This is a genomic window from Atribacteraceae bacterium, from assembly GCA_035477455.1.
Lineage (GTDB): Bacteria > Atribacterota > Atribacteria > Atribacterales > Atribacteraceae > DATIKP01.
Genome location: DATIKP010000116.1, coordinates 1 through 26,955, shown reverse-complemented (window position 1 = coordinate 26,955; position 26,955 = coordinate 1). Strand labels below are relative to the sequence as shown.

The window sequence follows — 26,955 nt, the reverse complement described above, 5'->3', positions numbered from 1 at the left end:
TCTCCTCTTCAGCGAGGGTGAGCGGAGGGGACAGAAGAGCAATCCATTCCCCGCATTGTTCCGGGGAAGGGATGAAGAGGATGCGGGCGGGAAGCGCTTCGGCGGCTGAAAGGGACACCGTTACAGAAAAGAACCGCGTACCCCCGATTGGTCATGGTATCTGTTAAAATAGGAATCATCAGGCACCTCTCTTTTTTGAGGATTGGCGGCTTGTCCGCCTATGTCAATTGCACCAAAAAGGAGAGGTGTTTTCATTAGAAAATCCGGTAAAACAAAGGGTTTCAGCGTGTTTTGCGTCCTGCGAAAGTTGAGAGTATAAGTATATACTTTTCAGCGAAAATGTACTAAAGCCACGGAAGACCTTTGGGAGATTAAGGAAATTGCCTGCGACCTGAAAGACCTGGGCAACATTGAGCGGATATCGGTCCCCGGTCGACACAGCAAGAAGTCCCCCATCTGGAACGAAATGCTGAACACTTACCACTATCTGGGAGCAGGTCCGCCGGGCGGTACGCAAATACGGTACCTGATTCATAGTGGGGTTTACGAATGGTTGAAGGCAATGAGCTTCAGTGCGGCAGCTTGGCCCTGCCCCCCCCAAGTGGACCACCTTCCCTGCGACAACAACATGGTATCATGATGTTCAGGGAAGGGAAACGGCACCCTTGGAGGGAGGCGGCACCCCTGGAGGGAGGCAACTCCTGAACAGGAAAAGCCATCAAAACCGGTATTCATCACGACTTAAATTCCAAGTGGTGAGGGAGTTGAGCAAGGGGGATAATCATCCTGGAAAACAGGGTCGGTTTCCTCACTGAAGTGTTGCCCGAAGGGGTATGAAAAGTGGTCCAAAGTACGGGGGCCATATCCCTTGGCCTACAGAGACCCACGACAAAAGATCTTGTTCGACGGAGGCAGAGCATGACCGTGATGCAACTGTTGAAAGGGAATCGCGAGGAAATCCTTCGGATCGCCCAGAAGCACGGCACGCGCAATGTGCGCGTGTTCGGATCGGCCGTACGGGGAGAGGAAACTGACGAAAGCGATATCGATTTGCTCGTCGATGTCGGTGAGGAGACCAGTCCGTGGTTTCCGGCCGGACTGATAGAAGACCTTGAAGAACTCTTGGGTCGACCTGTTGACGTTGTCACCGAGGATAGTCTCTACTGGCTGCTTAAGCGGCGGATTCTAAGAGAGGCAAGGCGGATATGAAAAAAGACCCCCGCGTATATCTTGTCCATATTCTAGAGTGTGCCGTGAAGATCGAACGGTACCTCAAGGACGGAGAAAGGACTTTCTTTGATGATACGATGATCCAGGACGCTGTGGTGAGGAACTTCGAGATCATCGGCGAGGCGGCGAAACGCATTCCCGACGAGTATCGCCGGCAGCACCCGAATATCCCCTGGCGGCTGATGGCTGGTTTTCGGGACGTTCTGATTCATGACTACGAAGGCGTGGATCTGAAGCGGGTATGGAAGATTGCAGCACAGGATCTGCCACCGGTAAAGGAAGCCGTTGCCAGGATGCTCCCGCCGCTTGAGCAGCTCGAGAGGGAATTGGCTGGCGACGAGAACCCAGACGGTGACGGGGGGAGTGTCCAATGAGCATCCAGCTCAAGCCCTGGTACGCTGTTGCGATTCCTCACGAGGACATCCGCAAAGGGCGCCTCGCTTCGGCCGTCTTCGCCGCGAACCTCTGGGCGGTCGTCCAGGACGCGGCCCCGGATGTCTGCCCCGACCCCGAGGAGCTCTTCCGCAAGACCTGCCTCACGACCGGACTGTCCACCGTGCTGAATCGGGTCGCGGGGGTGTTACGACAAGGCGGCGAGACCGGAGACCACATCAAGTTTTAGAAAGAGGACATTTTAAGCGAGTTCTTGAGAGGAGATTGTCAGCGAGGTTCAAGACCTTCCTCATACCCCCTATTGAGTTATTGAACCACTTACGGTATCATGATTACGGGAAAATCATCAGATGACCTGCTCATATGCTCATTAAAGAAAATTTGGTCGATCAAGCCAAAAGAGGCATTATCGCCTACATATTCAAAGAAAATCTCTCCAAGGGGAGTAAACTTCCCTCCATAGAGCAGTTGGCCGTCCTGTTCACGGTGGGACGCTCAACGGTGCGGGAGGCGATACGGAGCCTGGTACAGCTCCATATCCTGGAAGCCCTGCAGGGTAAGGGGACTTTTGTCGCAGTTGATCCAGCCTCCTTAGGCAAGGATATCGCCCGATTGAGTAGCGTCACCGAAATGGCCCAGGACTCGGGGATCGAATTGTCGAACCTGCGGGTGCAAAGGAAATCGATCGTAGCCGATGCCCCTCTTGCCCAGAAGCTCGCGGTGGAAGCGGGCACCCCCCTCGTGCTTCTGCAAAGAACCCGCGGTCTGGACGGAGAACCGATCGTCTACCTGGAAGATATCCTTCCGGAAAAGGTAGTGGCGGGGTTTTCCGAAGACGATTGGAACGGATCCCTTTTCCGGGCTCTGGAAAGAAACGGTACAGCGATCGCCTTCTCCCACGCTAAGATCATCCCCTACTATTCTGACGTACAGTTCATGAGCAGGGTGGGACTCAAAAAGCAAGCCTGTTTTCTTCTCCTGGAACACCTCCACTATGACCACCGCGACCGGGTGATCGCTTTTTCCAATGACTATTACCATGGCGAGTATTTCCATTTTGAGGTGCTGCGTAAGAGATTGTGAGCGACGAGGATAGGGAGGGATTACCGATGAACATGGAGATTCTCCTCGCTTTTAAGGAAATGGAATACGGAATGACCGAGCGCATCCGTTCCATGCGTGAAGCACTTCTGGACAGCGTTCCCCGGCTCTGCGTGGAACGGGCCCGCGCCTACACCCAAACTTACCGGGAAAACGAAGCCGATCCCCCCATCGTCAGGCGGGCGAAGGCGCTGGCCAAGACGCTTGAGACTATGAGTATCTTTATTTACAAAGACGAGCTTCTGGTAGGTAACCAGGCCTCCGTACCGCGGGGGGCGCCAGTCTTCCCCGAATATTCCTGGGACTGGCTTCTGGAAGAGATGGACTCTTTTCAACAACGCCCGGGAGACGTTTTCCTGATCGATGAGGAATCAAAGACCATCCTGCGGGAGGAGGTCATTCCTTACTGGAAGGGAAAAACATTGTATGACCGGGCTTTACACCTCATCCCCCCGCTCGCGCTGGAGGCCCAGAAAATCGGGGTCATTTCCGGGAGAGGAAACGTCACTTCCGGTGATGGACACATCATCGTTCACTTTCCAAAGATACTACAAAAAGGCTTAAGGGGTATCATCGCCGACGCGGAGTGGAAACTCGCGCTCCTGGAACCGGGAGATCCGGCCATGATCAAGAAGCGTTCCTTCTACGAAGGAGCGCTCATCGCCCTGCGAGGTATGCTCTGTTTCATCGAACGGTACGCCCGGTTAGCCGAACAGGAGGCGAAAACGACGGTCCGCCCTCACCGGGCGCGGGAGCTTCGGGCAATCGCCCGGAATCTCCAGGCTCTCACTGCGGGTCCCCCTGGTGACTTCCGCCAGGCCCTGCAGTTGATTTGGTTTGTCCACCTGGTGACCCAGATCGAGAGTAACGGGCACTCCTTTTCCCTGGGACGGCTGGACCAGCAACTCGCTTCCTTCTGGCAGCGCGACCAGGAGGCGGGGACCATCACTCTTGAGGAAACCGTGGAACTCCTCCAGAACCTTTTCGTCAAGATGTTCACCATCAACAAGGTCCGCCCCTGGGCCCACACCAAGTTCGGGATCGGCTATACCACCTACCAGAATGTCACCATCGGCGGGCAGGACCAGGGGGGCCGGGACGCCACCAACGAACTTACGCTTAGTATTCTCAAAGCGGTAGGGGGAGTCAGGCTGACCACACCGAACTTGTCCGCCCGCTATCACGCCGCCTCTTTCCACTGGTATCTCACGGAATGTGCCCGGGTCATCCGGCTGGGTTTCGGGATGCCGGCCATGAAAAACGACGAAATCATCATTCCTGCCTTACTGGACAAGGGAGTTCCGGTAGAGGACGCCCGGGATTATGCCATCGTCGGTTGCGTCGAAGCCGCCGTCCCGGGAAAATGGGGCTACCGAAACACGGGGATGACTTTTTTGAACGTTCTGAAGGTGCTGGAACTCACCCTGCACGGCGGTAGGTGCCCCACCTACCAGGTGCGCCTCCACCCCAACAGACTCCCGGCGGAATGTGAAACGTTCGAGGAATTTTACCAGGAATTCTCCCAGCAACTCGCTTTTTACACCCGGTGCGAAGTCATGATGGACGCTGGGGCGGATACAGCCCTGGAAGAAATGGCACCTGATGCCTTCTGCTCCGCCCTGGTGGAGGATTGTCTAGCCCGGGGTAAGAGCGTCAAAGAAGGCGGAGCGGTCTACGACATGGTCAGCGGGCCTTTCTCGGGACTGGCCAATGCAGCCAACAGTCTGGCCGCGATCCGCAAACTGGTTTACGAAGACGGCGAACTTTCCTGGAGTGACCTCATGACCGCTCTCGGTGAAAATTTCGTAGGAACGACCGGAGCGACGGTGCGAAAAACAATACTCGAACAGGTACCCCAGTACGGGAACGACGAAGACTATGTGGACCAACTGGCTGGCCGGGTCATGAACTCCTACCTCATAGAGCTAGCGCAATACCGGAATACCCGCTGCGGCCGGGGACCCATCGGGGGGAGCTACTGCGGTTCCACCTCCAACATCTCCGCCAACGTCCCCCTGGGAATGGCGGTCGGGGCCACTCCCGACGGACGGAAAGCCCGGGAACCGATCGCCGAAGGTGCGTCACCCTATTACGGGACGGAAAAAAAAGGCCCGACCGCGGTTTTGAAGTCGGTGAGCACGTTACCCACGGTGAAGATGATCGCCCAACTCCTGAATCTGAAGTTCACGCCCGCGGCGCTTTCCACCGACGAAGATCTGAAACGACTGGTTCACCTGATCGTCGCCTTTTTCCGGGACCTGAAAGGGTGGCACGTCCAGTTCAACGTGGTCGAGGCCCGGACGTTACGGGAAGCGCAGCAAAACCCCGAAAAATACCGGGATTTGATTGTCCGGGTCGCCGGATACAGCGCCCTGTTTATCGCCCTGGATCCCTGCACCCAGGAAGACATCATCCGCCGGACCGAACACGCTTTGTAAGGGGAAAAACGGTATGAGGGAGCGCCGCGCCATCGGGATTGACATCGGAGGGACCAGGCTGCGGATCGGCCTGGTCAACGAGCGCCTGGAACTTGCAGAATACATAGAGACCCACGAACATACCTTCCTTTCCCCTCATGAGTCGGTCGCTTTTATAGGGCAAACTCTTAGCCCCCTCCTCGCGCGGCACGGGCGAAACAATATCCTGGGTATCGGGGTGGGATATCCCGGTCCGGTCTGCGGTCGTCTGGGTTCAACCTTTTCCTATTGCAATCTTCGCGATTTGCGCTGGAACCGGGTTCCGCTGGCCAAAATGCTTGAAGAAAATACGGCTTTACCGGTTTATCTGGACAATGACGCCAACCTGGCCGGCCTTGCCGAGGTCCACCTGGGCGCCGGAAGGAGCTTCCAACACATCGTGTACATTACCATCAGCACCGGAACCGGCGGGGCCATCTTTATCGACCGGCGCCTCTACCGCGGTTTTCTGGGAGGAGCCGGAGAGTTCGGACACATGGTGGTCGATCTCCATGGATCACGGTGTAAGTGCGGGAACACGGGGTGTCTGATGTCCCTGCTGTCGGGTTTGGGTCTGGAACGACTGCTCGAGGAAGAACCCGCCGGCCAGAGGTTGCTGAGCGAAAACGCCCCCCCTGCTGACTGTGTCAAAAAACTGGTGGAATTATGCCGCTTGGGCCACCCCATCGCCAGGGAGATGCTCCGGCCTCTGGTACACTACGTGACGGTCGCCTTCCTGAACATCATACACATTCTCAATCCCGAGATCATCGTGGTCGGCGGAGCCTTGGGAAAAACCCTCCTAACCTTGTACCTTGATGAAGTGCGGGAAAAATTGCGCTTGATTCTACCAAAAGAGATGGTGGATGAAACACGCATTCAGGTCGCCGAGTTGGGAGACCACAACGGAGTTCTCGGAGGAGCGATCCTGGTTTTCGAAAACGTATAATGACCAGGAGAGGACCAACAATCATGAAAGGCCTGATTTTTGATATCCAGCATTATTCCCTCCAGGACGGACCGGGCATCCGAACCACGGTGTTTTTGAAAGGCTGTCCCTTGCGTTGCCGGTGGTGCCATAACCCGGAATCCCAGGACATGTTTCCCGAGATCGGTTTTTCCGAGAACAAATGCCAAAGGTGTGGGGCCTGTGAGGAGTTCTGCCCGCGGAAGGCTTGCAGTCTCCATCATCCCTTCCGGGTGGACCGGCGGCTTTGTGACGTCTGCGGCCGCTGTGTTTTGCCCTGTCCCTCCTCGGCCCTGGAAATTATCGGACGGGAGGTTACGGTGAAGGAGGTGGTCGCCGAAGCGCTCAAAGACGAGGTCTTCTACTTCCAGTCCGGTGGGGGGGTGACGATTTCCGGCGGAGAACCGTTGCGCCAAGGCAATTTTGTCACCGAGCTGCTCTTTGCCCTGAAAGCCCTGGGTTATCACCTGACCCTCGATACCTCGGGATATAGCCGGGGCGATGAAAGCGACCTGCGGCAACTCCTCGCTCTAGCTCCCGACCTGGACCTCATTCTCTACGATTTGAAACTGATCGATGAGCAAAAACACCGGGAATACGTGGGCGTCTCGAACCAGACGATTTTGGAAAACGCCTGCATTCTCGGGGTGAAGTACCCCCACAAGGTCGTTTTTCGCTATCCCCTCATCCCCGGCCTCAACGACTCTATATCGGACATAAAAGCCCTGGGGACATTTCTGTCCCGTTTTCCGAGGTGTGCGCTGGAAATCCTCCCCTACCACCGCCTGGGGGTGGGAAAGTACCGGAAGACCGGAAGAGCGTGGGAACTCGCTGAACTGATGCCCCCCAAAGAAGAACTGGTCGCTCAACTGAAGAAAGAACTGGCCAAGTTCAGCAATGTGACCGTCCAATGAATGGGCCACGGTGGTTTAACAGGGTAAGGTCCCTGAGAAAAGGCGTTTCCCGGCTGAACTCACCCGGATTCTCCAAAAACCAGGTGGCCAATTTGTAAGATCTCTTCCAAATAACCCAGAGCTTTCTCGGCATCTTCCAGGGTGTAGTACTCCGAAGGAACCACATCGTGAGCGCCATAGAAGGCGAGCTCACGATCACGGCGCAGATCCTTCGAGATGGTACTGATTCTGGCAATCTGCATCCTGATCGCGTGGGGAAAGAGCGACTCGTGTTTCCGAAAGATTCCTCCGACATCGTGGAGTTTCGGAACTTCCAGACCAAATTGCAGGAGAATGCCTTTTAACAGTAATTCTACCGTTTCCTGCACTTCCCGCACGACATCGGCATAGGCTTCTTCCTGATACAAGGTCAGGATCGCTTTTTTTCGTTTGAGAACTCTCTCATAATAATCTCTGGCTAACTTTTTGTTCATCGTTGATTCTCCAGTAGGTAACCCCCATCTCCTCGTCTTCTACCACAGTTCCATTCCGAAACAAACACTCGATGGAAAGGAGAATTTTCTCGAGCAGGCCTTCCGGGTCGAGTAGGATGACAAAACCACCGGGAAAGCCTGAATAGAGAGGATGGAAATACCTGGCCTCCTCTACGCTCATTATGACCGGATTGACCTGGATACCCAGGCGGTCTTCGTCAAATTCGACGTTTTCGTAGCGTTTTCTGCCCGATGGAACCGTCCGGCAGACGATGAAAAGATCAAGATCTGACGATGAAGAAAAATCACCCCTGGAGTAGGACCCAAACACAGCGAGAGCCACCAGGTTCGTTTGGAACATTTCCTCAACGGAACACTTGATCTGGTTGAACAATTCGGTTCTCGATCTGATCATGCCTCCATTCTACCAGAATTCCAGCCTGGTGTATAAGCACGGTTTCTCCGTCTTCCCAAAGGACAGCGGATGAAAGAATCAGAAAAATACCACAGAGCCGCCGAAGACGGGTGAAAGGTCCCGGTACCGGACGCCGTTACCTTCTCTTTCCCCGGTCTATGGGTCCTTTCCCGTGTTCCGGAACAAGATAGGAAGATTTGAACAGGAGCCGCGGTTAGTTTTCTGGGGAAAAAAAATCCCCCCCCTCAGCTCGCTACAGAGGGGGGGGGTCAGAAGGTCACGAGAATCCGGAGAAAACCGGGATCAGGCTTTTCCCGCGCTGTCCAGCAGTTCACACTTGGTGATATACATCTTCTGCAGTTCTTCGCGGGCCGGCCCCAGGTACTTGCGGGGATCGAATTCCTTGGGATGTTCGGCCAAGTATTTACGGATCATGGCGGTCATGACCAACCGGCCGTCGGAGTCGATGTTCACCTTGCAGACCGCCGATTTCACCGCCCGCTGGATCTGCTCTTCCGGGACCCCGGCGGTGTTCCCCAGCTGTCCGCCATACCGGTTGATGATTTCCACGTAGAGCGGAAGCACCGAGGAAGCGCCGTGGAGCACGACGGGAAATCCGGGAAGTCGCTTTTCGATTTCGGCCAGGATATCGAAGCGCAGCGGTGGAACCTCTTCCCCCGGTTTGACCTTGAATTTGTAAGCGCCGTGGGAAGTCCCGATGGAAATGGCCAGGCTGTCCACCCCGGTTTTACCGACGAAGTCCTCGACTTCTTCCGGCTTGGTGTAATGGCTCACTTCGTGGGAGACGTGATCCTCGATACCGGCCAGCACCCCCAGCTCCCCTTCCACGGTGACGTCGTGCGCGTGAGCGTAATCGACTACCTGCCGGGTCATGGCTACGTTTTCGTCATAGGACAGGCCGGAGCCGTCGATCATCACGTTGGAAAACCCGAAGTCCACGCAGCTTTTAGCCAGTTCGAAGGAGTCGCCGTGATCGAGATTCAGGGCGATGGGAATATCGCCGCCCATTTCTTTGGCCATTTCCACCGCTCCCGGGACCATGTAGCGCAGCAGAGTCTGGTTGGCGTACTGGCGCGCCCCTTTGGAGATCTGCAGGATCACCGGCGAGCGGCATTCCACACAGCCGGCGATGATCGCCTGAAGCTGTTCCATGTTGTTGAAGTTGTAAGCCGGGACCGCGTATCCGCCGGCCATAGCTTTCTTGAACATATCCCTGGTGTTCACCAGACCTAATTCCCTGTAACCTACCGCCATCGTCATTCCTCCCCGTAAACGCGTTGTTGATACGAGTCAACGTTACTTCGTGTCTATGGAAAAACCTTGCGGATAACAACCTCCGGACTTCTTCCCGCTAAACCTGGCCCAGTTCCGTCTCCGGCCCTCCCCGGTGACCTCCTTTATCCCTTTTTCCCGTTGCCCGGTGAGACCGTCGCCGGCTGCCCCGGAACGTTCTCAGGGTCTTTATTTTCGCACTACACCATAGCTTGAGCCTGCCATGCGGATCCCTGTCCACACAAGAAGACGGGTGAAGCGAGGAACCAACGGCCAAACCGGCGTTCCATTATACCATTCCGTCCCCGCCCATTCAACCACTTGTTTTTTTTGGCCTTGCCGCACCTCTTGCCTCCCCCACCGGTTCTCAGTAGGGCCGTTTCGGGGTATAATAGATGAATTCTGCCTGAGACAGCCGAAATCACCGGTGTCCGGCGCGTCGTTCAGGCTCTTTTCCATGACCCCTCCGGTGACCCCGGAGGGAAGCGATAAATAAGGCGGATCAGTAAGGACCGGCCGTGCACCGTACGGGATGAGGCCCCGGCCGCAGCGACTAACGGTATCCAAAGAAGCGGAAGACAAATTGCCCGTGGGGAGATCGCCTGCCATACCGGTAATCCTTCGCACGGATCCCGGGGTGTTGTCCTTTTTCCCGAACCGCTGATACACCATACGACACACTTGACTGGAGGTCTTTCATGAAAACCAAAGCCGTCCGCATCTATGGAAAAAACGACCTGCGCCTGGAGGAGTTCGAACTGCCTCCGCTCCAGGAAGACGAAATCCTGGCCCATATCGTTTCCGACAGCATTTGCATGTCCTCGTACAAAATGGCCATCCAGGGAGAAGAGCACAAGCGGGTCCCGGACAATTTGAGCCAAAATCCGGTGATTGTCGGTCATGAATTCGCCGGGGAACTGGTCGAAGTCGGCGCCAAGTGGCGCAAGGATTTTGCCCGGGGAGACAAATTTTCCATCCAACCCGCCCTCAACTACCAGGGGAGCTTGGCCGCGCCGGGCTATTCCTTCCCCTATATCGGCGGGGATGCCACCTATGTCATCATCCCCAACGTGGTCATGGAACAGGGCTGCCTTTTACCCTTCCGGGGAGAGGCCTTCTTTCACGCCTCGCTGTCTGAGCCAGCCTCCTGCATTATCGGAGCGTTTCACGCCAGCTACCACACCGAGAGCGGAAAATATGTCCACCAGATGGGGATCAAACCCGGCGGGAACCTGGCCATCCTGGCCGGGGCCGGCCCAATGGGCCTGGGGGCGATCGACTACGCCATCCACTGCGACCGCCGGCCCAAACTCCTGGTGGTCACCGATATCGACGACACCCGCATCGGCCGGGCGGAAGCTATTTTTACTCCGCAAGAGGCTGAACAATACGGAGTTACTCTCCGGTACGTGAACACCGCCTCCCTCGCCAACCCCGCCGAATATCTCCGCTCGCTGACCGGAAAGGGCGGATACGACGACGTGTTCGTCTTTGCTCCGGTCAAACCGGTGGTCGAACAGGGCGATCGCATTCTGGGTCGGGACGGCTGCCTGAATTTCTTCGCCGGGCCCACCGATCCCGATTTTTCCGCCCTCCTCAACTTCTACAACGTCCACTACGCCTCCACGCATCTGGTGGGTACCTCCGGGGGCAATACCGAGGATATGAAAGAAGCGTTGCTGATGATGGAACAGGGAAAATTGAACCCGGCAGTGATGGTCACCCACATAGGCGGCCTGGACGCGGTGGTGGAAACTACTCTGAATTTACCCCACATACCCGGTGGGAAAAAACTGATCTATACCGGCTGTGAGATGCCCCTTGCCCCGATCACCGAATTCAGCGAAAAAGGCAAGAGCGATCCCCTCTTCCGGGAACTGGCTTCGATCACCCGGCGGCACAACGGGCTGTGGTCGGCGGAAGCAGAACGGTTTCTGCTGAACTCATTCACCAAAGTATAGGAACCCCATATTCTCCATCTGGTAAGACCCGGGACAGCGGTGCTTTGCGGAAAGCGGAGCTGATAGCGGGGCAAGCCGGGCCGCGGCGGCGAAACACAGGGGGAGCGGCGGGTTAAAACCGGTGATTGACGAGTTCGGTCACCCGCCGGGTCAGGTCGGGATCGGCGAAGGGGTTTCGGCATTCCCAGTAGACCTGTTCCACCGCGGCGACCAGCTCGGTCGGGAGGACCAGGTCGGGTACTTCTTCAAGATAAAGAGCGTCGGGAAACAAAGCGTTGGCGACCTCGTAAACGAACACCTGGGCCGAGGTGTAGGAGTCGGTGGTCAGGTTGAGCGGGTTCGTGTCCGGTTGACGGGTAAAAACCTGCTTCAGCACCAAATCTTCCCGCCGGGCTTCCAGGAGAAATTCCCGGCTGACCAGACCTTCCACGCGCCACTCTCCGCGGCAATCGGTATTCACGACGACAACCTCTCCCCCGTCACCCCACAGGGTCACCCGGGCAAAGGATAAGGGTATGGGTTCATCGCCGACGCAGTAATCCACGAAGCAAACCCCCGGGATCACCACTTTACCGCCGGTTACCGCTCCCCTTCCCGGCTCCCCCCAAGAAGCCGTGCATCCACTCATCAAAACCCCTCCCATGATTCCCAGAACGACAATGACCACTACCCTCTTCGTCAATTTCACACAGGCCACCCCTTTTTCCGCGATATGGCCCAGTATACTTGAAAGCCTATCCGCAAACTATAGGAAATCGGTCCTATTTTTTAAGCGCAAAGTCCCGATTGCGAGAACCGGTCCCTGGCAGCCGGTAAGTGTGAAGCTTGAGGCCATCATGGTAACGGGGGGTTATCCGATGCCCCGTCTGTCCGGGAATAGAAGATCGAACCTGCGATAAAATAGAGGGTTGAGCCTGACCTTCCCCCCGAAATAACAGACAGCATATTAAGGCGCCTGTTCAAACTCACTCATCTTTTTGTCCATGAGAAGACGGCCAGCGCTTTTTTTAAGATCTCCCGTTCTTCCCGCCGGTCCCGATTCTCTGTGGGGAGCCGGGGGAGTTCCTCATCTTTCGGGGGTTTCCCCTGCCCCGCGCCGGAAAAGGGGGTGAGGGAGTCTTGTTCCTGCTGCTGGACCCAACGGTACAGGTTGTTTTCCGGCACTCCAAAATCCCCGGCCCCTGAGGGGACCCTTCGGTACTCTTCCCGGACCAGGCGGAGCCTTTTCAACTGTAATTCGGGATCGGACTTTCCAGGTTGTGGTCCAGTGTTCTTTCGTTCCATGGGGACACACCTCCTCTACAAGAGAGCACCCCGCTCTTGTTGATGTGTCCATTATTTCAGGGGAATTCCAAGTCACGCCGGAGCCGAGCAGGCAAACTCCTTGGATCAGGTGGTGGAGGAAATTTACCGGTACGCTAGCGGAGAGCCCGGCTGGTGAACAAAGTGTATACCCACTGCTTGCTGTACCTTTCCCGCTTCTATCCCGGCTAAGCAGGAGGCAAGAGGAGTCTGAGCCCTGATGTATGACAACGCTACCGGACAGCTGGTGGAGAAAAACATCACGCTTGACCCGATCCGGGTTCTGGTCAGCTAGACCCAGAGCTTGATAGCGCTGGCAGTTGAGACGCGCAGTGCGGTCAACCGCCGAATCCCGAAAGGAAACCCAATCCCCTTTCCTGATCTCTGGGGAAACCTGCATGAAGTGTTTGACGAACATCCGGCCTGTCCCCGATAGCGGACCATGTTCAAAATCCTGAAGTACTGCACGGTCCCCCCCCTTCGGGGAATCCTGGTGTACTTTGTTCCCCGGAGAGGACATTTGGATAGATGGTTTGGAGAGGGTTGGATTTGAATTCGAATGGTATCGGGACGGCCGTCTCTTCCGGTAATCCCGGAACAATTGACACCGTCTGCTGTAGGACGGTTACACCGAGGACAGGAGGTCCGGTTCCAAGAGATCGAGCGGCGATCCGGGATGCTTGAGTCTTTGCCTCTTCAGGAGTCAACACCCAAATCTCACAAGGGACCTGTGCCGCCACCTGATCATCCTTGGAGAAAACAACGGCTTTTGGTTTCCATCGGCCGTAAACTTCGGGAAAGACCAACCGGAGGACGGCGCTTCCAGGAACCCAACATTTATTTACAGGAGGTGTCTGAAGGGGACATTTTAAAAGAATCTTGACAAAATAGAGGGTGAGGACTAAAGTATTGTATGACAACTAAGGCGTTCTTGTACGCAACCGCAAGTGGCGGGCGACAAAGTGACGTCGTAGTCTGTGCATGAATATCTAGTTTCATAACGAAGGAGGAACGTGATGAAAAATCGGGTTTGGGCGATAGTCTTGGTGGCCGTCGTGGTGGCGTCCGTAGCGTTGGGCACGGGTCGGGCAGAAGCTGCTACTCCGACCAGGTCGCTGAACATCCTCATGTTCAGTTCGTTCGTCGCAGAAAATGACCAGATGCTCCGAACGATGGCCGAAGAGTTCGGTAGAATGAAAGGAATCGATGTTACGGTTAATTTCGTGGGTATAGCGGAACTGCACCCGAAGCTTGCCGCGGAGGCGGTTTCGCGCTCCGGTCACGATATCATTGGTATGGAAAACCTGCAGGTTTCGCTCTATGAAGATTCACTATTGCCAATCACTGACGTGGTAAATCAAATTGTGGAGCGCTATGGGCAGTTCGCTCCCGCCGCCACGACGGCCGCCGTTCGTGACGGCGAATGGATGGCTTTACCATGGTGGATTGTTCCCTTTCACCAAACTTACCGGGAGGATTTGTTCAAAAATGCCGGGTTGACCGTGCCGAACACATGGCAAGAGGTATTGGAGAGTGGCCGGGAGCTCAAGGCACGGGGGAACCCGATTGGAATACCTTTCGGTAACGCTGGAGACGCCAACAACAGTCTCTATTCAATTCTGTGGTCTTTTGGTGCGGGCATAGCCGATCAGAACGGTGTGATAACCCTTGATTCCCAAGCGACGCGCGACGCGATAGCGTTTACTCAGACGTTGTTCCAGGAAGCCATGGTGCCCGATGTTCTTGGCTGGGCCAGCAACGCCGCAAACAACCACTTCATCCTTTCCGGTGTGGGCTCTTGGACACTCAACCCAATAAGCATATGGGTGCTTGCTGGCAGGGAGTCCCTTGACCTCACACAACACCTGAATCATCACGGCGCGCTCGCGGGCCCGGCGGGTCGTTTTGGTTCCGGAGATTTTTATTCCCTGGGCATATGGGAGTTTAGTCCCAATATCGATCTGGCCAAAGAGTTTCTCCTATATCTGTACGATGAACAGCAAATGAATCGCTACCTTACGAGTGGGCAAGGGTTCAATCTTCCGACACATCCGCATTTCTACAATCACTCGGTATTTGAGCATCCCAAACTGCAAGGCCTTCGCGGCTTCGCTGATTACTTCCGCCTCACCGGTTATCCGGCACCGCCGGACATGCGTGCACAGGAGGCTTATGTCCGGTGGGTAGTGCCCAACATGTTTCTAAGGATACTCGGCGGACATGCCTCGGTGGATCAGGCAATTAGCGAGGCAGTTGCCGAACTCGTGGAGATTGGGTACACGCTGCCACAGTAGCCCCCCGCGGGGGGAACCCCAGAACGCCGGGGTGCGGGGCGGAAAGGAACCTCTCCGCGCCCCGGATGACGCGACTTTCATCGCTTTTCGAAGGAGACCATATACGGTGATGACGCAACAGGAACGGCTAGCCTTTGGTCTAGTTGGGCCGGCGGTGCTTGCGCTCGTATTGATCGTCGGCTACCCATTTTTAATGGGTGTTTATCTCAGTATGACCGATTCCAGGGTCGGGTCGAGCGCTGCTCCTGCGTTCGTCGGATTGAATAACTTTTTCTGGCTGGCTCGATCGCCGCTTTTCCACACGGCGGTGTTAAATTCGCTGCTTTATACGTTTATCGCGGTGCTGGTGAAGTTTATGCTCGGGTTGCCCTTGGCGATCCTTTTGTGGCAAAATCTTCCCCCTAAAAAGCTGTTAAGAGGTATAATACTGTTGCCTTGGGTAATTCCAATCGTGCTGAGCGCTACAGCATGGAAGTGGATATACGACCCCACCTACAGTGTCATAAACTGGTTATTGCTTAATCTCGAGCTATCGGAGAGTCGCGTACTATGGTTCGGCAGCCCTTGGGCGGCCCGCATTTCCGTCATGCTTGTGAATATCTGGCGGGGTACGCCGTTTTTCGCGATCAACATTTTGGCGGGGCTGATGACTATGCCTACCGAAATCTACGACGCAGCAAAGACGGACGGCGCCGGTCCAATTACTTGTTTCTTCCGGATCACGTTACCGCTGTTGCGCCCCATACTGGCATTTGTGCTCTTGTTTTCTACTGTTATGACCATCGGCGATTTCCCCATCGTGTACATGCTCACCAGAGGTGGTCCGCTCAACTCGACACATCTGTTGCCAACGTTAGCTTACCAAATAGGGCTGATCACCGGTAATCTTGGTCGCGGCACGGCGGTGGCTCTTTTTATATTCCCTGTGTTGTTGACCGTTGTCTATTTTCAATCGCGCTTGATGCGAAATCGCTGGAATTGGTAAGCGTGATGAGAAGAACAACGACCCGACTCGTTCTACGAGTATCTCAATACGCCGCTCTGGTTCCGTTCATCATTTTTGCGATTTTTCCAGTGTATTGGATGTTTATCACCTCGTTGAAACGGGACTCCGAGTTGTATGACCTGAGGTCTGTGCCGTTTCTAATAAGAGATGGTATCACCTTCGAACACTACCTCTTTCTATTTCAGAATACGGGATTCCTCATCTGGTTCCGGAATACGCTTGTGGTTGCCTTCGTACCGATGGTGATATCACTTGCCGTGAGCATTCCCGCCGGATACGCCCTGGCGAGGCTACGGTTTCGCGGAGCAACGCTGATTGCAACCAGCATCTTCGCGTTGTACTTGATGCCGCCGACGGTGTTGTTTTTACCATTGGCGTGGTTCGTAAGCGCGATAGGGCTTTCAAACTCGCTATGGTCGCTTATCATTACCTTTCCAACGTTCATGATCCCGTTCTGTATCTGGATGCTGAGCGCCTATTTTCGGACCCTACCCTCGGAATTGGAGGACGTGGCGCTCGTTGATGGCTGCACACGCCTGCAGATGCTATGGAACGTTATTATTCCGCTGAGCTTGCCCGGCGTGATCACCTCCTCTTTCTTTTCGTTCCTGCTGGCGTGGGACAATCTTATTTATGCAGTGGCGTTTATTTCGGATAGCGCGCAAAAGACGATCAGTGCCGGCGTCGTCACCGAACTCATCCGGGGAGATGTGTTTTTCTGGGGCTCGTTGATGGCGGGAGCTGCGGTTGCAGCCTTGCCGGTTGTAATAGCCTTCGTGTTCCTCATGGATCATTACGTCTCGGGATTGACGGCGGGGGCGATAAAATAGAGAAGTAATGCGCGACAAACACCGGCAAATAGTCGAGATCCCATTTGGAAAAGAATCCCACAAATTAGGTATTCCTCGCGCTCAATTACGGGAGGTGTTGAGTCCAAACGTCTTTGAGCCACCGGACGATGGGAGACGCATGATCGAGCACGCACTTGCTCATCCCATCGGTACCACGCGCTTGAGCGAATTTGTGCGGCGGGGACACCGCGTGGCTATACTTTCCGAGGACAATTCGCGATTCGCCAGAACAGATCTGATGATCGAGGCGGTTACAGCCGAACTGAACGCAGCGGGAGTGCCCGACGGCGACATAACCGTTGTAATGGCATTGGGAAGTCACCGCAAGATGACGCAAACGGAGATCATCCAAAAACTCGGCAAAGGTGTTACGTCACGATTTACGTGCGTTAACTCGGAGTTTCGCAATCCGGATCTGTTAGTTAACGTCGGTACTGCACCGGGAAATGTTGAGGTATTACTGGATCGGCGCGTGGCCGAAGCCGACGTACGAATCGGTGTCGGCAGCATAGTGCCCCATCCGGCGCTTGGCTACACAGGTGGTGCGAAAATCCTCTACCCAGGTGTGGTCGGTGAACAGACGGTAGCTCAACTGCACCTCCGGGCAGCACTCGTCGGACGTAATATAATGGGTGTTGTGGAAAATCCTGTGCGCATCGAGATGGAGAGCTGGGTCGGCACGATTGGACTGGATTTTATCGTTAACTCGGTGGTCAACCAACAAAACGAAACCTGCAAAGTGGTAGCGGGCGATTACGTCAAAGCTCATCGGGCCGGCGTCACGCACGCCCGGCGAATCTATGAGGTTCAGGCAACACACGCTGTGGACCTTTTGATAGCTTCGTCTCATACCGCCGACCTTGACCTTTGGCAGGCCACCAAAGCGATAATAGCCGGTGAGCGGATCGTAAAGGATGGCGGAACCTTGTTATTGTACACCCCGTGTTCCGAAGGTGTTGGTCCCCATGCGGATTTTACGCGCTACTGTGGTACTGAGGATATCCCTTCTTTACTCGCTGAAGCTCACCACGGACGAGTCGCGGCGGATCAGGTGCTTCCGTTGTCCGTAGGCGCACTTGTGGCTCAGGTACGAAAACGAACCAAAGCCGCCATCGTGTCACCCGGTATTACTCCCGCTGACGCCCACATTGCCGGTTTTTGCCACATGGGCACATCGTTGAACGACCTCCAGAAGGCCATTGATACGACACCCACAACGACAAGCATTTCCGTACTAACACATGGAGGCGAGTGTTTTGCCGTCTTATGATGTGTTCCGAAACCACTGACGACGCGGCTCATTTTGAGCTTACCATTCCACCCGGGCTTGTCGTCTGACGTAATCCCCACAGGTTGGCCTGACCGGCGCTACTGCTGTTACGGCCCGGGCTACAACGTAACACCCGCGGCGTTGTCACCAATAACTTACGACACCAAAGAAGCGTATGCGCTCCATGCCCCAGGCCATCATATGACGAGTCAACTCGCTTCAGCCTCAGACTGAAATTCCAGGGCGGTTGGGCCCGTGCGACGTCTAAAACTCGTTATATTAGCAAACTTGCCGACTCGGCGTCCAAAAAAATGGTGCAATCGGCGTGTTCTTTGAGTATCGATGCTGGAACGCGGTTGGTCACCGGACCTTGAATCACGGCTTTAACTGCTGGGGCTTTTCGTTGGTCCGGGACAGTGGCCACGATAGTCTGCGACGCCAGAATCTGCCGAACCGACATGCTAATTGCCTGAGGGGGCACCGCCTCAAGGGTAGGGAACCATCCTTCGTTGATCTGCTGACGTTTACAATCGTCGTCGAGGTCAACGACAATGTACGGCACCGCTGTCTCGAAGTCCGCGGGGGGGTCATTGAAAGCGAGATGGGAGTTCTCACCGATCCCGACAAAACACACGTCAATAGGATGTGAGGCGATCAATTCTGATAGCCGCCGGCATTCCTCCACAGGGTTGTTGCACACTCCGTCTATGTAGTGAAATGCGCGAAGGTTACTGACCCGATTGACAAAGTGCTCTTCCAGGTATTTGCAAAAACTCGCTCGATGGGTTCGCGGTATACCCACATACTCGTCCAAATGAAACGCCGTTACCTTGTTCCATTGAATGTCTTTTTCTGCGGTGAGGAATCCCAGCATCTCGATCTGACTCATGCCGGTCGCAAGAACGATGTTCGCCTCACCACGCAAATGGATTGCGTGACGAATCGCCTGTGCTCCTTTTTCGGCTGCCGCGCACGCTGCGGCCGTAGAAGTCTCCCACGTTTCGTGTCTCATGTCTGTGCTTCCTCGTCGTGTGGCGCTACGAAAAGTGTCTGATTCTTTTTTGGTATCGCACCACAAACTGCTCGTTATACTCGATACCGCCAGCAACATTCGCCGATTTCATGACCGGTGGTGTTCCGCCTTGTTGAACCACGAGTTCGATCGCTCGGATCACGACACTATTAACAATTAAAATCATCGGATAGGTGGATCCGGGACCCACCGGAACCGGAACCCCTTCCAGACCGATGAGAGCATCCCCAACCGGAACGTGAGCGTCAATGTACAGATCAACAAGTTCATACAGGTTCATATTGCTGGGATGACGCTGTGAGATGTTCGGCGCGACGGCCTTCGAAAACTCAACGGATGTAATACCGACGGTTCGTATGCCACGTTTGCGCGCCTCCATTGCCGCGTCAATCGTCATGTGGTTGATACCGTTCACGTTGCAGATAAAAAGCAAGTCGCCGTTCTTGATGCCATAGTAATCAAAAATCATAGGACTAAAACCCAATAGCTTCTCTGTTTTCGGATGACCGTCGAAATCTGTAACGCCGGGAGGAAAAACTCCTGATGAGTTACAAAGATTTCCTGCTCTCATGAACAGTTCCATTGCGCTCATAATCGAATGTGCGCCGGTTCCAAATACGTAGAACAGACGGTCCTCGAGAACCGCTTGCGACACCCATTCGGCGGCTTTTTCAATCACACCACGTTCTTTTTCCATGACTACTTGCATGATCTCCAAAATGCGTGAGTAATATCGGTCCAGTGCTGACATGCTGACTCCTCCCATGTGGAATAGTTGCCCTGCTAAGCCAAATGTTTGATTCGCGGAATGTACTTCTGGAAGTGCTTCCGATTTGCCTCGTCGCCTCCCGGCATGTTGGCGCTGGTCCAGAGAGGCGGCTCGATACCCATCGCGACAAGTTGTTTTACCGTCTCAATTATCAACAGATTTAGAGTGAACACATTGCATAGGGTTGACGTCGGGCCAACGCTTTGGGCGCAGCCGGCGAGCTTGATCGCCGCGTCTCCGAACGGAAGGCAGCAATCCAGGAACACGTCCACTTCTTCATATAGATTTTTGCCTGAAGGGTGTCGCGAAGGGTGATCTTTCGGCAGGCGCGTGGCAAATTCGGTTGAGGTTATTCCAATCGTCACCATGCCTCGCGCGCGCGCCTCGACGGCGCAATCGATAGACATTGCGTTGATTCCATATGCGTTGGCAATGATCAGGACTTCGCCTGGCTTTTGCCCAAGCCCGTACGAGTCAAGAACCCGCTGTGCGTATCCGGTCGTACGCTCTATGATATTCGTGCGTCGGGCTCCGTGAACGAGGGCGATTCCCGGATCCAGCAGGGCGTTAACCGGTGCAAGTCCTCCCGAGCGCCAGAATATCTCCTCTGCCGCCATGCTCGAGTGACCACCGGATCCGATGATGTGAAGTAATTCGTCTCCCGCGATGGCCGCCGCGGCGAGGCGTGCCGCTTTCCCGAAGGTCTCTTCCTGTTGTTTGATTCGGGAAAAAATGCCGTTGACCACAGAAAAGTAGGTTTCAAACTCAGTATTCATCCGCAACACCTTGCCTTTGTTTTACACGGTAGCCCAAGCGAGGCTTTGGTTGTCTAAAATAGGTCACGACTCAGTGGCTTTAGTCCATTCGAGGACATCGCGAAAGTGATCGATCAGTCTCGCCCGTACCAAATACAGTTCCCGACGCTTAATGGCCTGCACTAACGCCTCGTGAAGCGAAAAAAAGTCGGCCGTACCCATCGCGGGGTACTGTTTGCGTAACGCTAGATTACGTTGAAAAGAGGCGAACATGCGAATTAGGTGCGTTAAGAGCTGGTTATCCGCTCGTTGATACAGACCCACATGAAAGTCGGCGTGAGAGTGAATGAGCGATTCTTCGGGTCCGCCCTGAAAGAAACTTGCTCCAAGTTTTTCTAAATTGGCGTCGATGAGGCGTAGATCGTTCTCGTCATACTTAGGTACCAGGAGTTCGAGAAACTGCAGTTCCAAAGCGATACGCACGTCGATTACGTCTTTGAATCGCCGGGTGTTCACCTCAAGGTTATAGGACAGATTGTCGACAAATCCGTCGTAGTTGTAGCTGCGCAAAAAGCGGCCAACTCCTTGACGCGTTTCGACAATGCCCCGCGCCTCCATTGATCGAAGGGCCTCGCGAATCGACGTCCGGCTCAGGTTCAAAAGCTGTTCAAGTGCCTTTTCCGTCGGGAGCATGTCGCCAGCCTTTAGCGAAGCCTCGACGACGTACAAACGGATTTGATCAACCGCGTAATCGTGACGCGACATACCCACCGTCAATTCTCGCGCATCAGAGGCTCGTTCAGCATTCATACATCATTCCCATTGGACCGATGGTCTGTTTGACGTCGATACCGATCCCAAATGCCGCGACGGTGAACTGAACAACATTCACCTCGTCACCCTCGCTCAGTGAAATAGAGGTATGGTCAAGTCCGACGAGCGTGCTTGGGTTCGTTATGCACAACTCCAACGCACGACATAGTCCTTCGCCCGTGGCTCGGCAAAAACACCCAATACAGCGGTTCAGGAGGTGTCCGGCGCCCGCCAGATAGGGAGTGCCGGCAACACTCAAGTGCCCATCGTCGTGCACCTCAACTTTCGTCGATCCCCAGTAGTGTACTCCAGGAGTACACCCGCCAAGCGCGCCGACATCGGAGACCATGACCAGCTTTTCCAATGGCTTAGTCCGACTCACGACCTTGATTACGGCATCCGGCAGGTGAAATCCATCACAAATGAAGCTCGCCGTGAGTTCGTCTGCGGCAAGCTGTTCCCAAATGTAGTTACGAAGTCGCGGCAATAGAGCGTGACTTCCGTTGCCAAGGTGAGTTGACATCCGTGCACCAGCTGCCACCGCTTCTCTAATTTGTTCGGCAGACGCTTCGCTGTGGCCCAAGGCAACAATGATTCCTTCGTTCGAAACTCGCGAAATGAAGTCGATCGCGCCTGGCCGTTCCGGTGCGAGTGTTACGATTTTGATAATTCCGCCGGAGGCCGCTTGCCATTCGCAGAACTCATCGTAGTTCGGGTCACGAATGAATGAAGCGTCGTGGGCTCCGCGCGGCCCGTCGCTCGACGAAATGAAAGGGCCCTCGATGTGGACAAAGGGAACCGCCCACGCCACCAGTGGGCTGTTCCGACGGGCGTTCCGAATCGTCTTGAGATTGGCGACAATGCGTTCCCGCGGACTAGTGATGATAGTCGCCAGATGCCGCGTTGTACCGCTTTGCGCCAAATACCACACCACCTGCCCAATGTCTTTTTCGGTCAAGCCTTCACGGCTATAGTCAAACCCTCGATACCCGTTAACCTGAAGATCAATAAACCCGCGACACAGGTATGTGAGCTGCGAATCAGGCGGTGCGTCGACGTGCCGAATGGAGGAAACTCGGCCATCCGAGACCGTTATTGAGATCATTTTTTGGGTAACAACATCATATCCGGCTATTTCCACATCCGCCTCTAATTCAACGTGTTGTATGACAAATACAATTTTATAGCCACAGATTACGTATGTCAACACGCCGTCTCTTCCAACACAAGATGAGCCTAACATCAGGGATCTCGTTTATGATTGGGACATGCGACTGATCATGAACGACCAAAGGCTGACCAACCCTCCGCCATCCGGCAGTACGAACACCGGATCCGGGACCGGGAGCGTCTGGTCGGACACCAGGAGGGGGAGATCGCTCTTCTCAAAAGTTTTTTAGCCGGTCCCTCTCTCAGGAAAAACGCATGAAGCTGCTCCACACCAAGACTACGGTCTCAACCGGACCCTCCGGCTGGGGGGAGCGGCCAAGAGTAGCTTGCCCAGGACCACCCGGAGTGCGGCGGCCGCCGGACCCGCCGCCGAACTCAAAAGCCGGGGGTATCCGCTCAACCACCAGCCGGTGGAAGGCCTGCCCCGCCCCGGGTAGCTGGTGGCGGTCCGGAACCTGAACCCCCAGCCGAATCCTATCCGGTAACTGCTGAAACGCTCCGATAAGCGGGTGAATCTCCTCTTGGGCTTACGTGGTAAAAGGAGAGGGCGAATCGTGAGGGAGCAATAGTCCCCGGGATATCTTACCGGAAAGACCACCGGCTTTTTTCTTCCCCCATACCCCCTCCTCCGGAGGACCTGGACGCACTCCCCTTCCCGGCCTGGGAGCTTTTGCCCCTCGAAAAATACTGGATGACCCAGCTCGAAGATCACCGGAGCGCGGGGCAAAAAAATCCTGACCGGTCCGCTCGGGACAGTCCGGTCAGGACATCAACCGGCTTCTCGACAGATCAATTACCGCGGGCCGGGATTTCCCCTTCCACCCCTTCCACGAACCAGGAGAAGGACAGGAGATCCTCGTCGCTCATCACTTCACCTTCGGCGACCCGGATGGCCCCCTGCTGGTCGCGGATGGGACCGGTGAAGACCTTCCATGCCCCCTCCACGATTCTCTCCCGGGCGGCACCGACCAGGTTCCTGACCTCCTCCGGTACGGCCGGGCCGAAGGGGGCCAGATCAACGATCCCGGTGTCCATCCCCCACCACAGGTTTTCCGGCCGCCAGGTTCCGTTGATGACCTGTTCCGCGACGTAAGTGGTAAGCACGCTCCAGTTCCAGATCGGGGCGGTCAGGTGCCTGGTCGGTGCGAAACGGGACATGTCGCTGTTATATCCAATGACGTACACCCCCGCTTCCTCGGCAGCCAGGGCGGTCGCGCCGGAATCGGCGTGCATGGCGATCACGTCACTGCCCGCGTCGATCAGGGCCTTGGTAGCTTCGGTTTCCTTGCCTGGGTCGTACCAGGAGAACAGCCAGACCACCCGCACCACCGCGTAGGGATTCACTTCCCGGACCCCCAGGGTGAAGGCGTTGATCATACGCACCACTTCCGGAATGGGATGAGCGGCCACGTAGCCGATCACATTCGATTCGGTCAGGGACCCGGCGACCAGGCCGGAAAGGTAGCGGGCCTGATACATCCGCCCGAAGTACACCCCCACGTTATCCGCCATCCGGTAACCGGAACAATGCATGAAGATTACCTCGGGATGACGCTGGGCCACCTCGATTACCTGGTCCATGTAGCCGAAGGAGGTGGCGAACACCAGCTGGGCGCCGTGACGAATGAAGGTTTCCATCACCCGGACAGCGTCCGGTCCTACCGGCACCGCTTCGACAAAGCTGGTGGTGGCCCCGGGGAATTTCTCTTCGATCGAACGGCGGCTCAGGTCATGCATAAAGGTCCATCCCCCGTCCCCCACCGGACCGACGTAAACAAACCCTACCCGGAGTTCCTCGGGACTTATCGGCTCGAAGGCCAATGCGCCCGCTCCCAAAAACACCACCAGCAATCCAACGACAATCCACGTGATTTTCCTCATATCCAAAAACCCCCTTTATGAATAAAGTCCGTGGTGACAAAAAACGATTGGGCAGACCGCCAGGGAAATCAGGGCCGCCCGCTAGGTACTCTCTTCCCGGAAATAAGGCTGGCCCAGCGAGGCCGGGGAACCGAAAAGGATCCCCTTCCCCTGCCGGATGGTGATGAAGACCAGAACAACGATCGTCAGGAGATAGGGAAGCATCATCAACAGGGGGATCGGAACTCTGGTTCCGGCTGCCTGAAGACGGAGCTGAAAAGCCACGACGCCACCGAACAGATAGGCTCCGAAAGCTGCCCGTCCTGGATGCCAGATGGCGAAGATGACCAGGGCCACCGCGATCCACCCCCGCCCAGCGCTCATGCCTTCCGTCCAAATATTGGTGTACACCACCGATAAATAAGCACCGCCCACCGCCACGATCCCTCCCCCCAGCAGGGTAGCCAGGTAGCGGACGCGGGTTACGTCGATCCCCATGGCTTCCGCCACCCGGGGGGTATCCCCCACCGCCCGGAGATGGAGCCCGGCGCGGGTGGAAACCAGAAACCACCAGAGAAAAGCGACCAGAAAATAAGAAACATAGACCAGAAGGTCATGCTCGAAGAAGATACGACCCACCACCGGGATCGTGCTCAAACCCGGAACCGCAACCCGGCCCAAACCGGTGATGGTCAAACCGATAAAACGCTGGCCGAGAAAGGCGCTCACTCCGGTCCCAAAGATGGTGAGAGCCAATCCGCTGACCACCTGGTTTCCCCGCAGGGTGATGCTGACAAAAGCATGGAGGGAAACCAGAGCCATCCCCGCCAGAAAGGCGGCGCCGATCCCCAACCAGGGTTGACCGGTATAAAAGGACACCGCAAACCCGGTGAGCGCCCCCACCAGCATGATCCCCTCCAGGCCCAGGTTGAGGATCCCTCCTTTCTCGGTCAGGATTTCTCCGAGGGTGGCGAAGATAATGGGTGTGCCACTGCGCACCGCCGCGGCCAGAATCATGACCATGAATTCCATCAGTCCGACACCTCCCGAACCAATCGGATCCGGTAAAAGCGAAAGAATTCCCCACCCAGTACAAAAAAGAGGACCAAACCCTGCAAGACCAGAGTGCTCGCCAGGGGTAGGCGCATGACGATCTGGAGCGTTTCCCCGCCCACCTGCAGTGCCCCGATCAGAAAAGACACCAAAGGAATCGCCAGGGGATTGAGGCGGGCCAACCAGGCTACGATGATGGCCGTATAGCCGTAATCGGCGGTAAAGCCGGGCTGCAGCCGTCCGGCCAAGCCAGCGATTTCCCCCATCCCCGCGATCCCGGCGATCGCCCCGGACAAAAACATAACCAGCACCACGTTCTTCCCATAATTCATTCCCGCGAAACGCGCGGTACGGGGACTTTGACCCATCACCCGAATCTCGTACCCCCAACGGGTCGAGCGGAAAACATACCAGAAGACAATGGCCAGAATGACCGCCAGAATCAGGCCGATGTGAATGCGGGTTTCCCCCAGGAAGGGCAAGCGGGCGGCGAGAGGGAAGGGGGCGGTCATCGGAAAGCCGAGGCTGGCCGGATCCCGCCACGGCCCGTACACAAAATAATAAAGAATCTGTAGGGCAATATAGTTGAGCATCAGGGTAGTAATGATCTCGTTGACATTCCAGCGGGCTTTCAGGTAGCCGGCGATCGCGGACCAGCTACCGGCGGTGACGACAACCAGGGCCAGCATTATCCAGAACATGACGAAACGGTTATCCACGAAGAAATAACGGACCGCAGTGGTGGCGGCCAGAGCTCCGATGAAAGCCTGCCCGGCCGCCCCGATGTTCCAGACGGACATCTTGAATGCGAGTAAAACCCCCACACCGGCGATCATTATCGGAGTCGCCTTGCCGATGGTCTCGGTGACTCCAAAAAAATCACCCATGGACGCCCGGAACATCTCGCTGTAAGCCTCCCAGGGAGAAACTCCCAGTGCCCGGAGAAAAACCGCACCGAAAAGCAGGGCTAAAACCAGGGATAACAGGGTGACGAAGACGTCCTGCCAGACCGTTTGAGTAAGCCGTTTTTCGACCCGCAGCATCCGGCTCATACGGAAACTTTCCGCAGGCAGTCAAGAGGCGTTCCGGCCATCATCAACCCCAGCTCTTCCGGGCTCACCGATCCCGGGTCGTCGATCGTACCCATGATTTCTCCCTTGCTTATAACCATCAGACGGTCGCTAAGAGAAAACAATTCCTCCAGATCTTCGGAGACCAGTAGAATCGCCACTCCCCGCTTCCGTTCGCCGAGAAGCCTCTCCCGGATAAACTTGGTCGCCGAGACGTCGAGTCCCCAGGTAGGATGAACGGCGATCACCGCTCGCGGCGTCCCGCTGAGTTCCCGTCCCAGCATCAGTTTTTGTAAATTTCCTCCGGACAGGTTGCGGACCGGTGTGGAAACCGACGGGGCGACGACGCTATAACGTCTAACCAGTTCCCGGGCAAAGCGGCGTACGACCGGCCAATCGATGGAGCAGCCCCGGGAAATGGGCTTTTTCCAATACCCCTTCAAAATGGCATTTTCACTCACATTCATCCCCAGCGCCAGACCCATTCCCTTGCGGTCGGCGGGGAT

General features: G+C 55.6%; 27 protein-coding genes. 13 read left to right on the top strand and 14 right to left on the bottom strand.

The genetic code is table 11. The features are described from left to right. The first annotated feature begins 918 nt into the window (after nucleotides 1-918). From VLH40_07165 to VLH40_07135, 7 genes are all read left to right on the top strand, one after another. A complete protein-coding gene (locus tag VLH40_07165; GenBank protein HSV31783.1) occupies nucleotides 919-1,209 on the top strand; it encodes a nucleotidyltransferase family protein in 291 nt (96 codons plus the stop codon). Then, nucleotides 1,206-1,604 (top strand): DUF86 domain-containing protein, encoded by a 399-nt coding sequence (locus VLH40_07160; GenBank protein ID HSV31782.1) that lies wholly within the window; start codon nucleotides 1,206-1,208, stop codon nucleotides 1,602-1,604. Before VLH40_07165 ends, VLH40_07160 begins: the two co-directional genes overlap by 4 nt. Beyond that, nucleotides 1,601-1,852: a hypothetical protein gene (locus VLH40_07155; GenBank protein ID HSV31781.1), complete on the top strand. Its 252-nt coding sequence runs from the start codon at nucleotides 1,601-1,603 to the stop codon at nucleotides 1,850-1,852. The genes VLH40_07160 and VLH40_07155 overlap by 4 nt, the downstream gene beginning before the upstream one ends. Nucleotides 1,853-1,986: 134 nt before the next feature. Beyond that, the gene (locus tag VLH40_07150) at nucleotides 1,987-2,706 is read left to right on the top strand and encodes a GntR family transcriptional regulator (GenBank protein HSV31780.1); all 720 of its coding nucleotides are present in this window, start codon (nucleotides 1,987-1,989) and stop codon (nucleotides 2,704-2,706) included. Nucleotides 2,707-2,732: 26 nt separating this feature from the next. Next, complete coding sequence (locus VLH40_07145; GenBank protein ID HSV31779.1) at nucleotides 2,733-5,162, top strand: formate C-acetyltransferase/glycerol dehydratase family glycyl radical enzyme; 2,430 nt, start codon at nucleotides 2,733-2,735, stop codon at nucleotides 5,160-5,162. 13 nt (nucleotides 5,163-5,175) lie between these two features. Beyond that, a complete protein-coding gene (locus tag VLH40_07140; protein HSV31778.1) occupies nucleotides 5,176-6,129 on the top strand; it encodes an ROK family protein in 954 nt (317 codons plus the stop codon). A 23-nt stretch (nucleotides 6,130-6,152) separates the two neighbouring features. Beyond that, nucleotides 6,153-7,061, top strand: a complete 909-nt coding sequence (locus VLH40_07135; GenBank protein ID HSV31777.1) for a glycyl-radical enzyme activating protein — start codon at nucleotides 6,153-6,155, stop codon at nucleotides 7,059-7,061. A 59-nt stretch (nucleotides 7,062-7,120) separates the two neighbouring features. Here the strand turns inward: VLH40_07135 and VLH40_07130 are convergent, their stop codons facing one another. The 3 genes from VLH40_07130 to VLH40_07120 form a co-directional block, all read right to left on the bottom strand. Next, nucleotides 7,121-7,534, bottom strand: coding sequence for a HEPN domain-containing protein (locus VLH40_07130; protein HSV31776.1), 414 nt, complete (start codon nucleotides 7,532-7,534; stop codon nucleotides 7,121-7,123). Then, the gene (locus VLH40_07125; protein ID HSV31775.1) at nucleotides 7,503-7,949 is read right to left on the bottom strand and encodes a nucleotidyltransferase domain-containing protein; all 447 of its coding nucleotides are present in this window, start codon (nucleotides 7,947-7,949) and stop codon (nucleotides 7,503-7,505) included. Before VLH40_07125 ends, VLH40_07130 begins: the two co-directional genes overlap by 32 nt. A 303-nt stretch (nucleotides 7,950-8,252) precedes the next feature. Further along, nucleotides 8,253-9,224: a class II fructose-bisphosphate aldolase gene (locus VLH40_07120; GenBank protein ID HSV31774.1), complete on the bottom strand. Its 972-nt coding sequence runs from the start codon at nucleotides 9,222-9,224 to the stop codon at nucleotides 8,253-8,255. 716 nt (nucleotides 9,225-9,940) lie between these two features. Between VLH40_07120 and VLH40_07115 the strand changes: the two genes are divergently transcribed. Further along, nucleotides 9,941-11,203, top strand: coding sequence for a zinc-binding dehydrogenase (locus VLH40_07115; GenBank protein HSV31773.1), 1,263 nt, complete (start codon nucleotides 9,941-9,943; stop codon nucleotides 11,201-11,203). A gap of 112 nt (nucleotides 11,204-11,315) precedes the next feature. Here the strand turns inward: VLH40_07115 and VLH40_07110 are convergent, their stop codons facing one another. Together VLH40_07110 and VLH40_07105 are read right to left on the bottom strand one after the other, a co-directional pair. Continuing rightward, nucleotides 11,316-11,891: a hypothetical protein gene (locus VLH40_07110; protein ID HSV31772.1), complete on the bottom strand. Its 576-nt coding sequence runs from the start codon at nucleotides 11,889-11,891 to the stop codon at nucleotides 11,316-11,318. Nucleotides 11,892-12,172: 281 nt separating this feature from the next. Further along, nucleotides 12,173-12,487 (bottom strand): hypothetical protein, encoded by a 315-nt coding sequence (locus VLH40_07105; protein ID HSV31771.1) that lies wholly within the window; start codon nucleotides 12,485-12,487, stop codon nucleotides 12,173-12,175. 1,034 nt (nucleotides 12,488-13,521) lie between these two features. Here VLH40_07105 and VLH40_07100 point away from each other — a divergent pair. The 4 genes from VLH40_07100 to larA all read left to right on the top strand — a co-directional run bounded on the left by VLH40_07100 (nucleotide 13,522) and on the right by larA (nucleotide 17,926). Further along, a complete protein-coding gene (locus VLH40_07100) occupies nucleotides 13,522-14,799 on the top strand; it encodes an extracellular solute-binding protein (protein HSV31770.1) in 1,278 nt (425 codons plus the stop codon). Nucleotides 14,800-14,908: 109 nt separating this feature from the next. Continuing rightward, entirely contained in the window at nucleotides 14,909-15,784 is an 876-nt protein-coding gene (locus tag VLH40_07095; protein HSV31769.1) for a sugar ABC transporter permease, read from the top strand. A 5-nt stretch (nucleotides 15,785-15,789) separates the two neighbouring features. Beyond that, nucleotides 15,790-16,635: a carbohydrate ABC transporter permease gene (locus VLH40_07090; GenBank protein ID HSV31768.1), complete on the top strand. Its 846-nt coding sequence runs from the start codon at nucleotides 15,790-15,792 to the stop codon at nucleotides 16,633-16,635. 7 nt (nucleotides 16,636-16,642) lie between these two features. Continuing rightward, complete coding sequence (gene larA / locus VLH40_07085) at nucleotides 16,643-17,926, top strand: nickel-dependent lactate racemase (GenBank protein HSV31767.1); 1,284 nt, start codon at nucleotides 16,643-16,645, stop codon at nucleotides 17,924-17,926. 274 nt (nucleotides 17,927-18,200) lie between these two features. Here larA and VLH40_07080 read toward each other — a convergent pair whose 3' ends face one another. The 5 genes from VLH40_07080 to VLH40_07060 form a co-directional block, all read right to left on the bottom strand. Continuing rightward, the gene (locus VLH40_07080) at nucleotides 18,201-18,938 is read right to left on the bottom strand and encodes a glucosamine-6-phosphate deaminase (GenBank protein HSV31766.1); all 738 of its coding nucleotides are present in this window, start codon (nucleotides 18,936-18,938) and stop codon (nucleotides 18,201-18,203) included. A gap of 25 nt (nucleotides 18,939-18,963) precedes the next feature. Continuing rightward, nucleotides 18,964-19,710 carry a sugar isomerase domain-containing protein gene (locus VLH40_07075; protein HSV31765.1) on the bottom strand — a complete coding sequence of 249 codons (747 nt, stop codon included), beginning with the start codon at nucleotides 19,708-19,710 and terminating at the stop codon, nucleotides 18,964-18,966. 32 nt (nucleotides 19,711-19,742) lie between these two features. Further along, nucleotides 19,743-20,504, bottom strand: coding sequence for an SIS domain-containing protein (locus tag VLH40_07070; protein HSV31764.1), 762 nt, complete (start codon nucleotides 20,502-20,504; stop codon nucleotides 19,743-19,745). 63 nt (nucleotides 20,505-20,567) lie between these two features. Beyond that, nucleotides 20,568-21,248 carry a GntR family transcriptional regulator gene (locus tag VLH40_07065; GenBank protein HSV31763.1) on the bottom strand — a complete coding sequence of 227 codons (681 nt, stop codon included), beginning with the start codon at nucleotides 21,246-21,248 and terminating at the stop codon, nucleotides 20,568-20,570. A 34-nt stretch (nucleotides 21,249-21,282) separates the two neighbouring features. After that, entirely contained in the window at nucleotides 21,283-22,506 is a 1,224-nt protein-coding gene (locus VLH40_07060) for a hypothetical protein (GenBank protein HSV31762.1), read from the bottom strand. 51 nt (nucleotides 22,507-22,557) lie between these two features. On the opposite strand from VLH40_07060, the gene VLH40_07055 reads away from it, so the two are divergent. Next, the gene (locus tag VLH40_07055; protein HSV31761.1) at nucleotides 22,558-22,725 is read left to right on the top strand and encodes a hypothetical protein; all 168 of its coding nucleotides are present in this window, start codon (nucleotides 22,558-22,560) and stop codon (nucleotides 22,723-22,725) included. A gap of 530 nt (nucleotides 22,726-23,255) precedes the next feature. On the opposite strand, the gene VLH40_07050 is transcribed toward VLH40_07055, so the two are convergent. The 4 genes from VLH40_07050 to VLH40_07035 all read right to left on the bottom strand — a co-directional run. After that, entirely contained in the window at nucleotides 23,256-24,347 is a 1,092-nt protein-coding gene (locus VLH40_07050) for a BMP family ABC transporter substrate-binding protein (protein HSV31760.1), read from the bottom strand. Nucleotides 24,348-24,428: 81 nt separating this feature from the next. Beyond that, nucleotides 24,429-25,358 (bottom strand): ABC transporter permease, encoded by a 930-nt coding sequence (locus VLH40_07045; GenBank protein ID HSV31759.1) that lies wholly within the window; start codon nucleotides 25,356-25,358, stop codon nucleotides 24,429-24,431. Beyond that, nucleotides 25,358-26,431, bottom strand: a complete 1,074-nt coding sequence (locus VLH40_07040) for an ABC transporter permease (protein ID HSV31758.1) — start codon at nucleotides 26,429-26,431, stop codon at nucleotides 25,358-25,360. The genes VLH40_07045 and VLH40_07040 overlap by 1 nt, the downstream gene beginning before the upstream one ends. Then, nucleotides 26,428-26,955: heme ABC transporter ATP-binding protein (locus VLH40_07035; protein HSV31757.1), on the bottom strand; the 528-nt coding region annotated here is incomplete at its 5' end. The genes VLH40_07040 and VLH40_07035, both read right to left, overlap by 4 nt.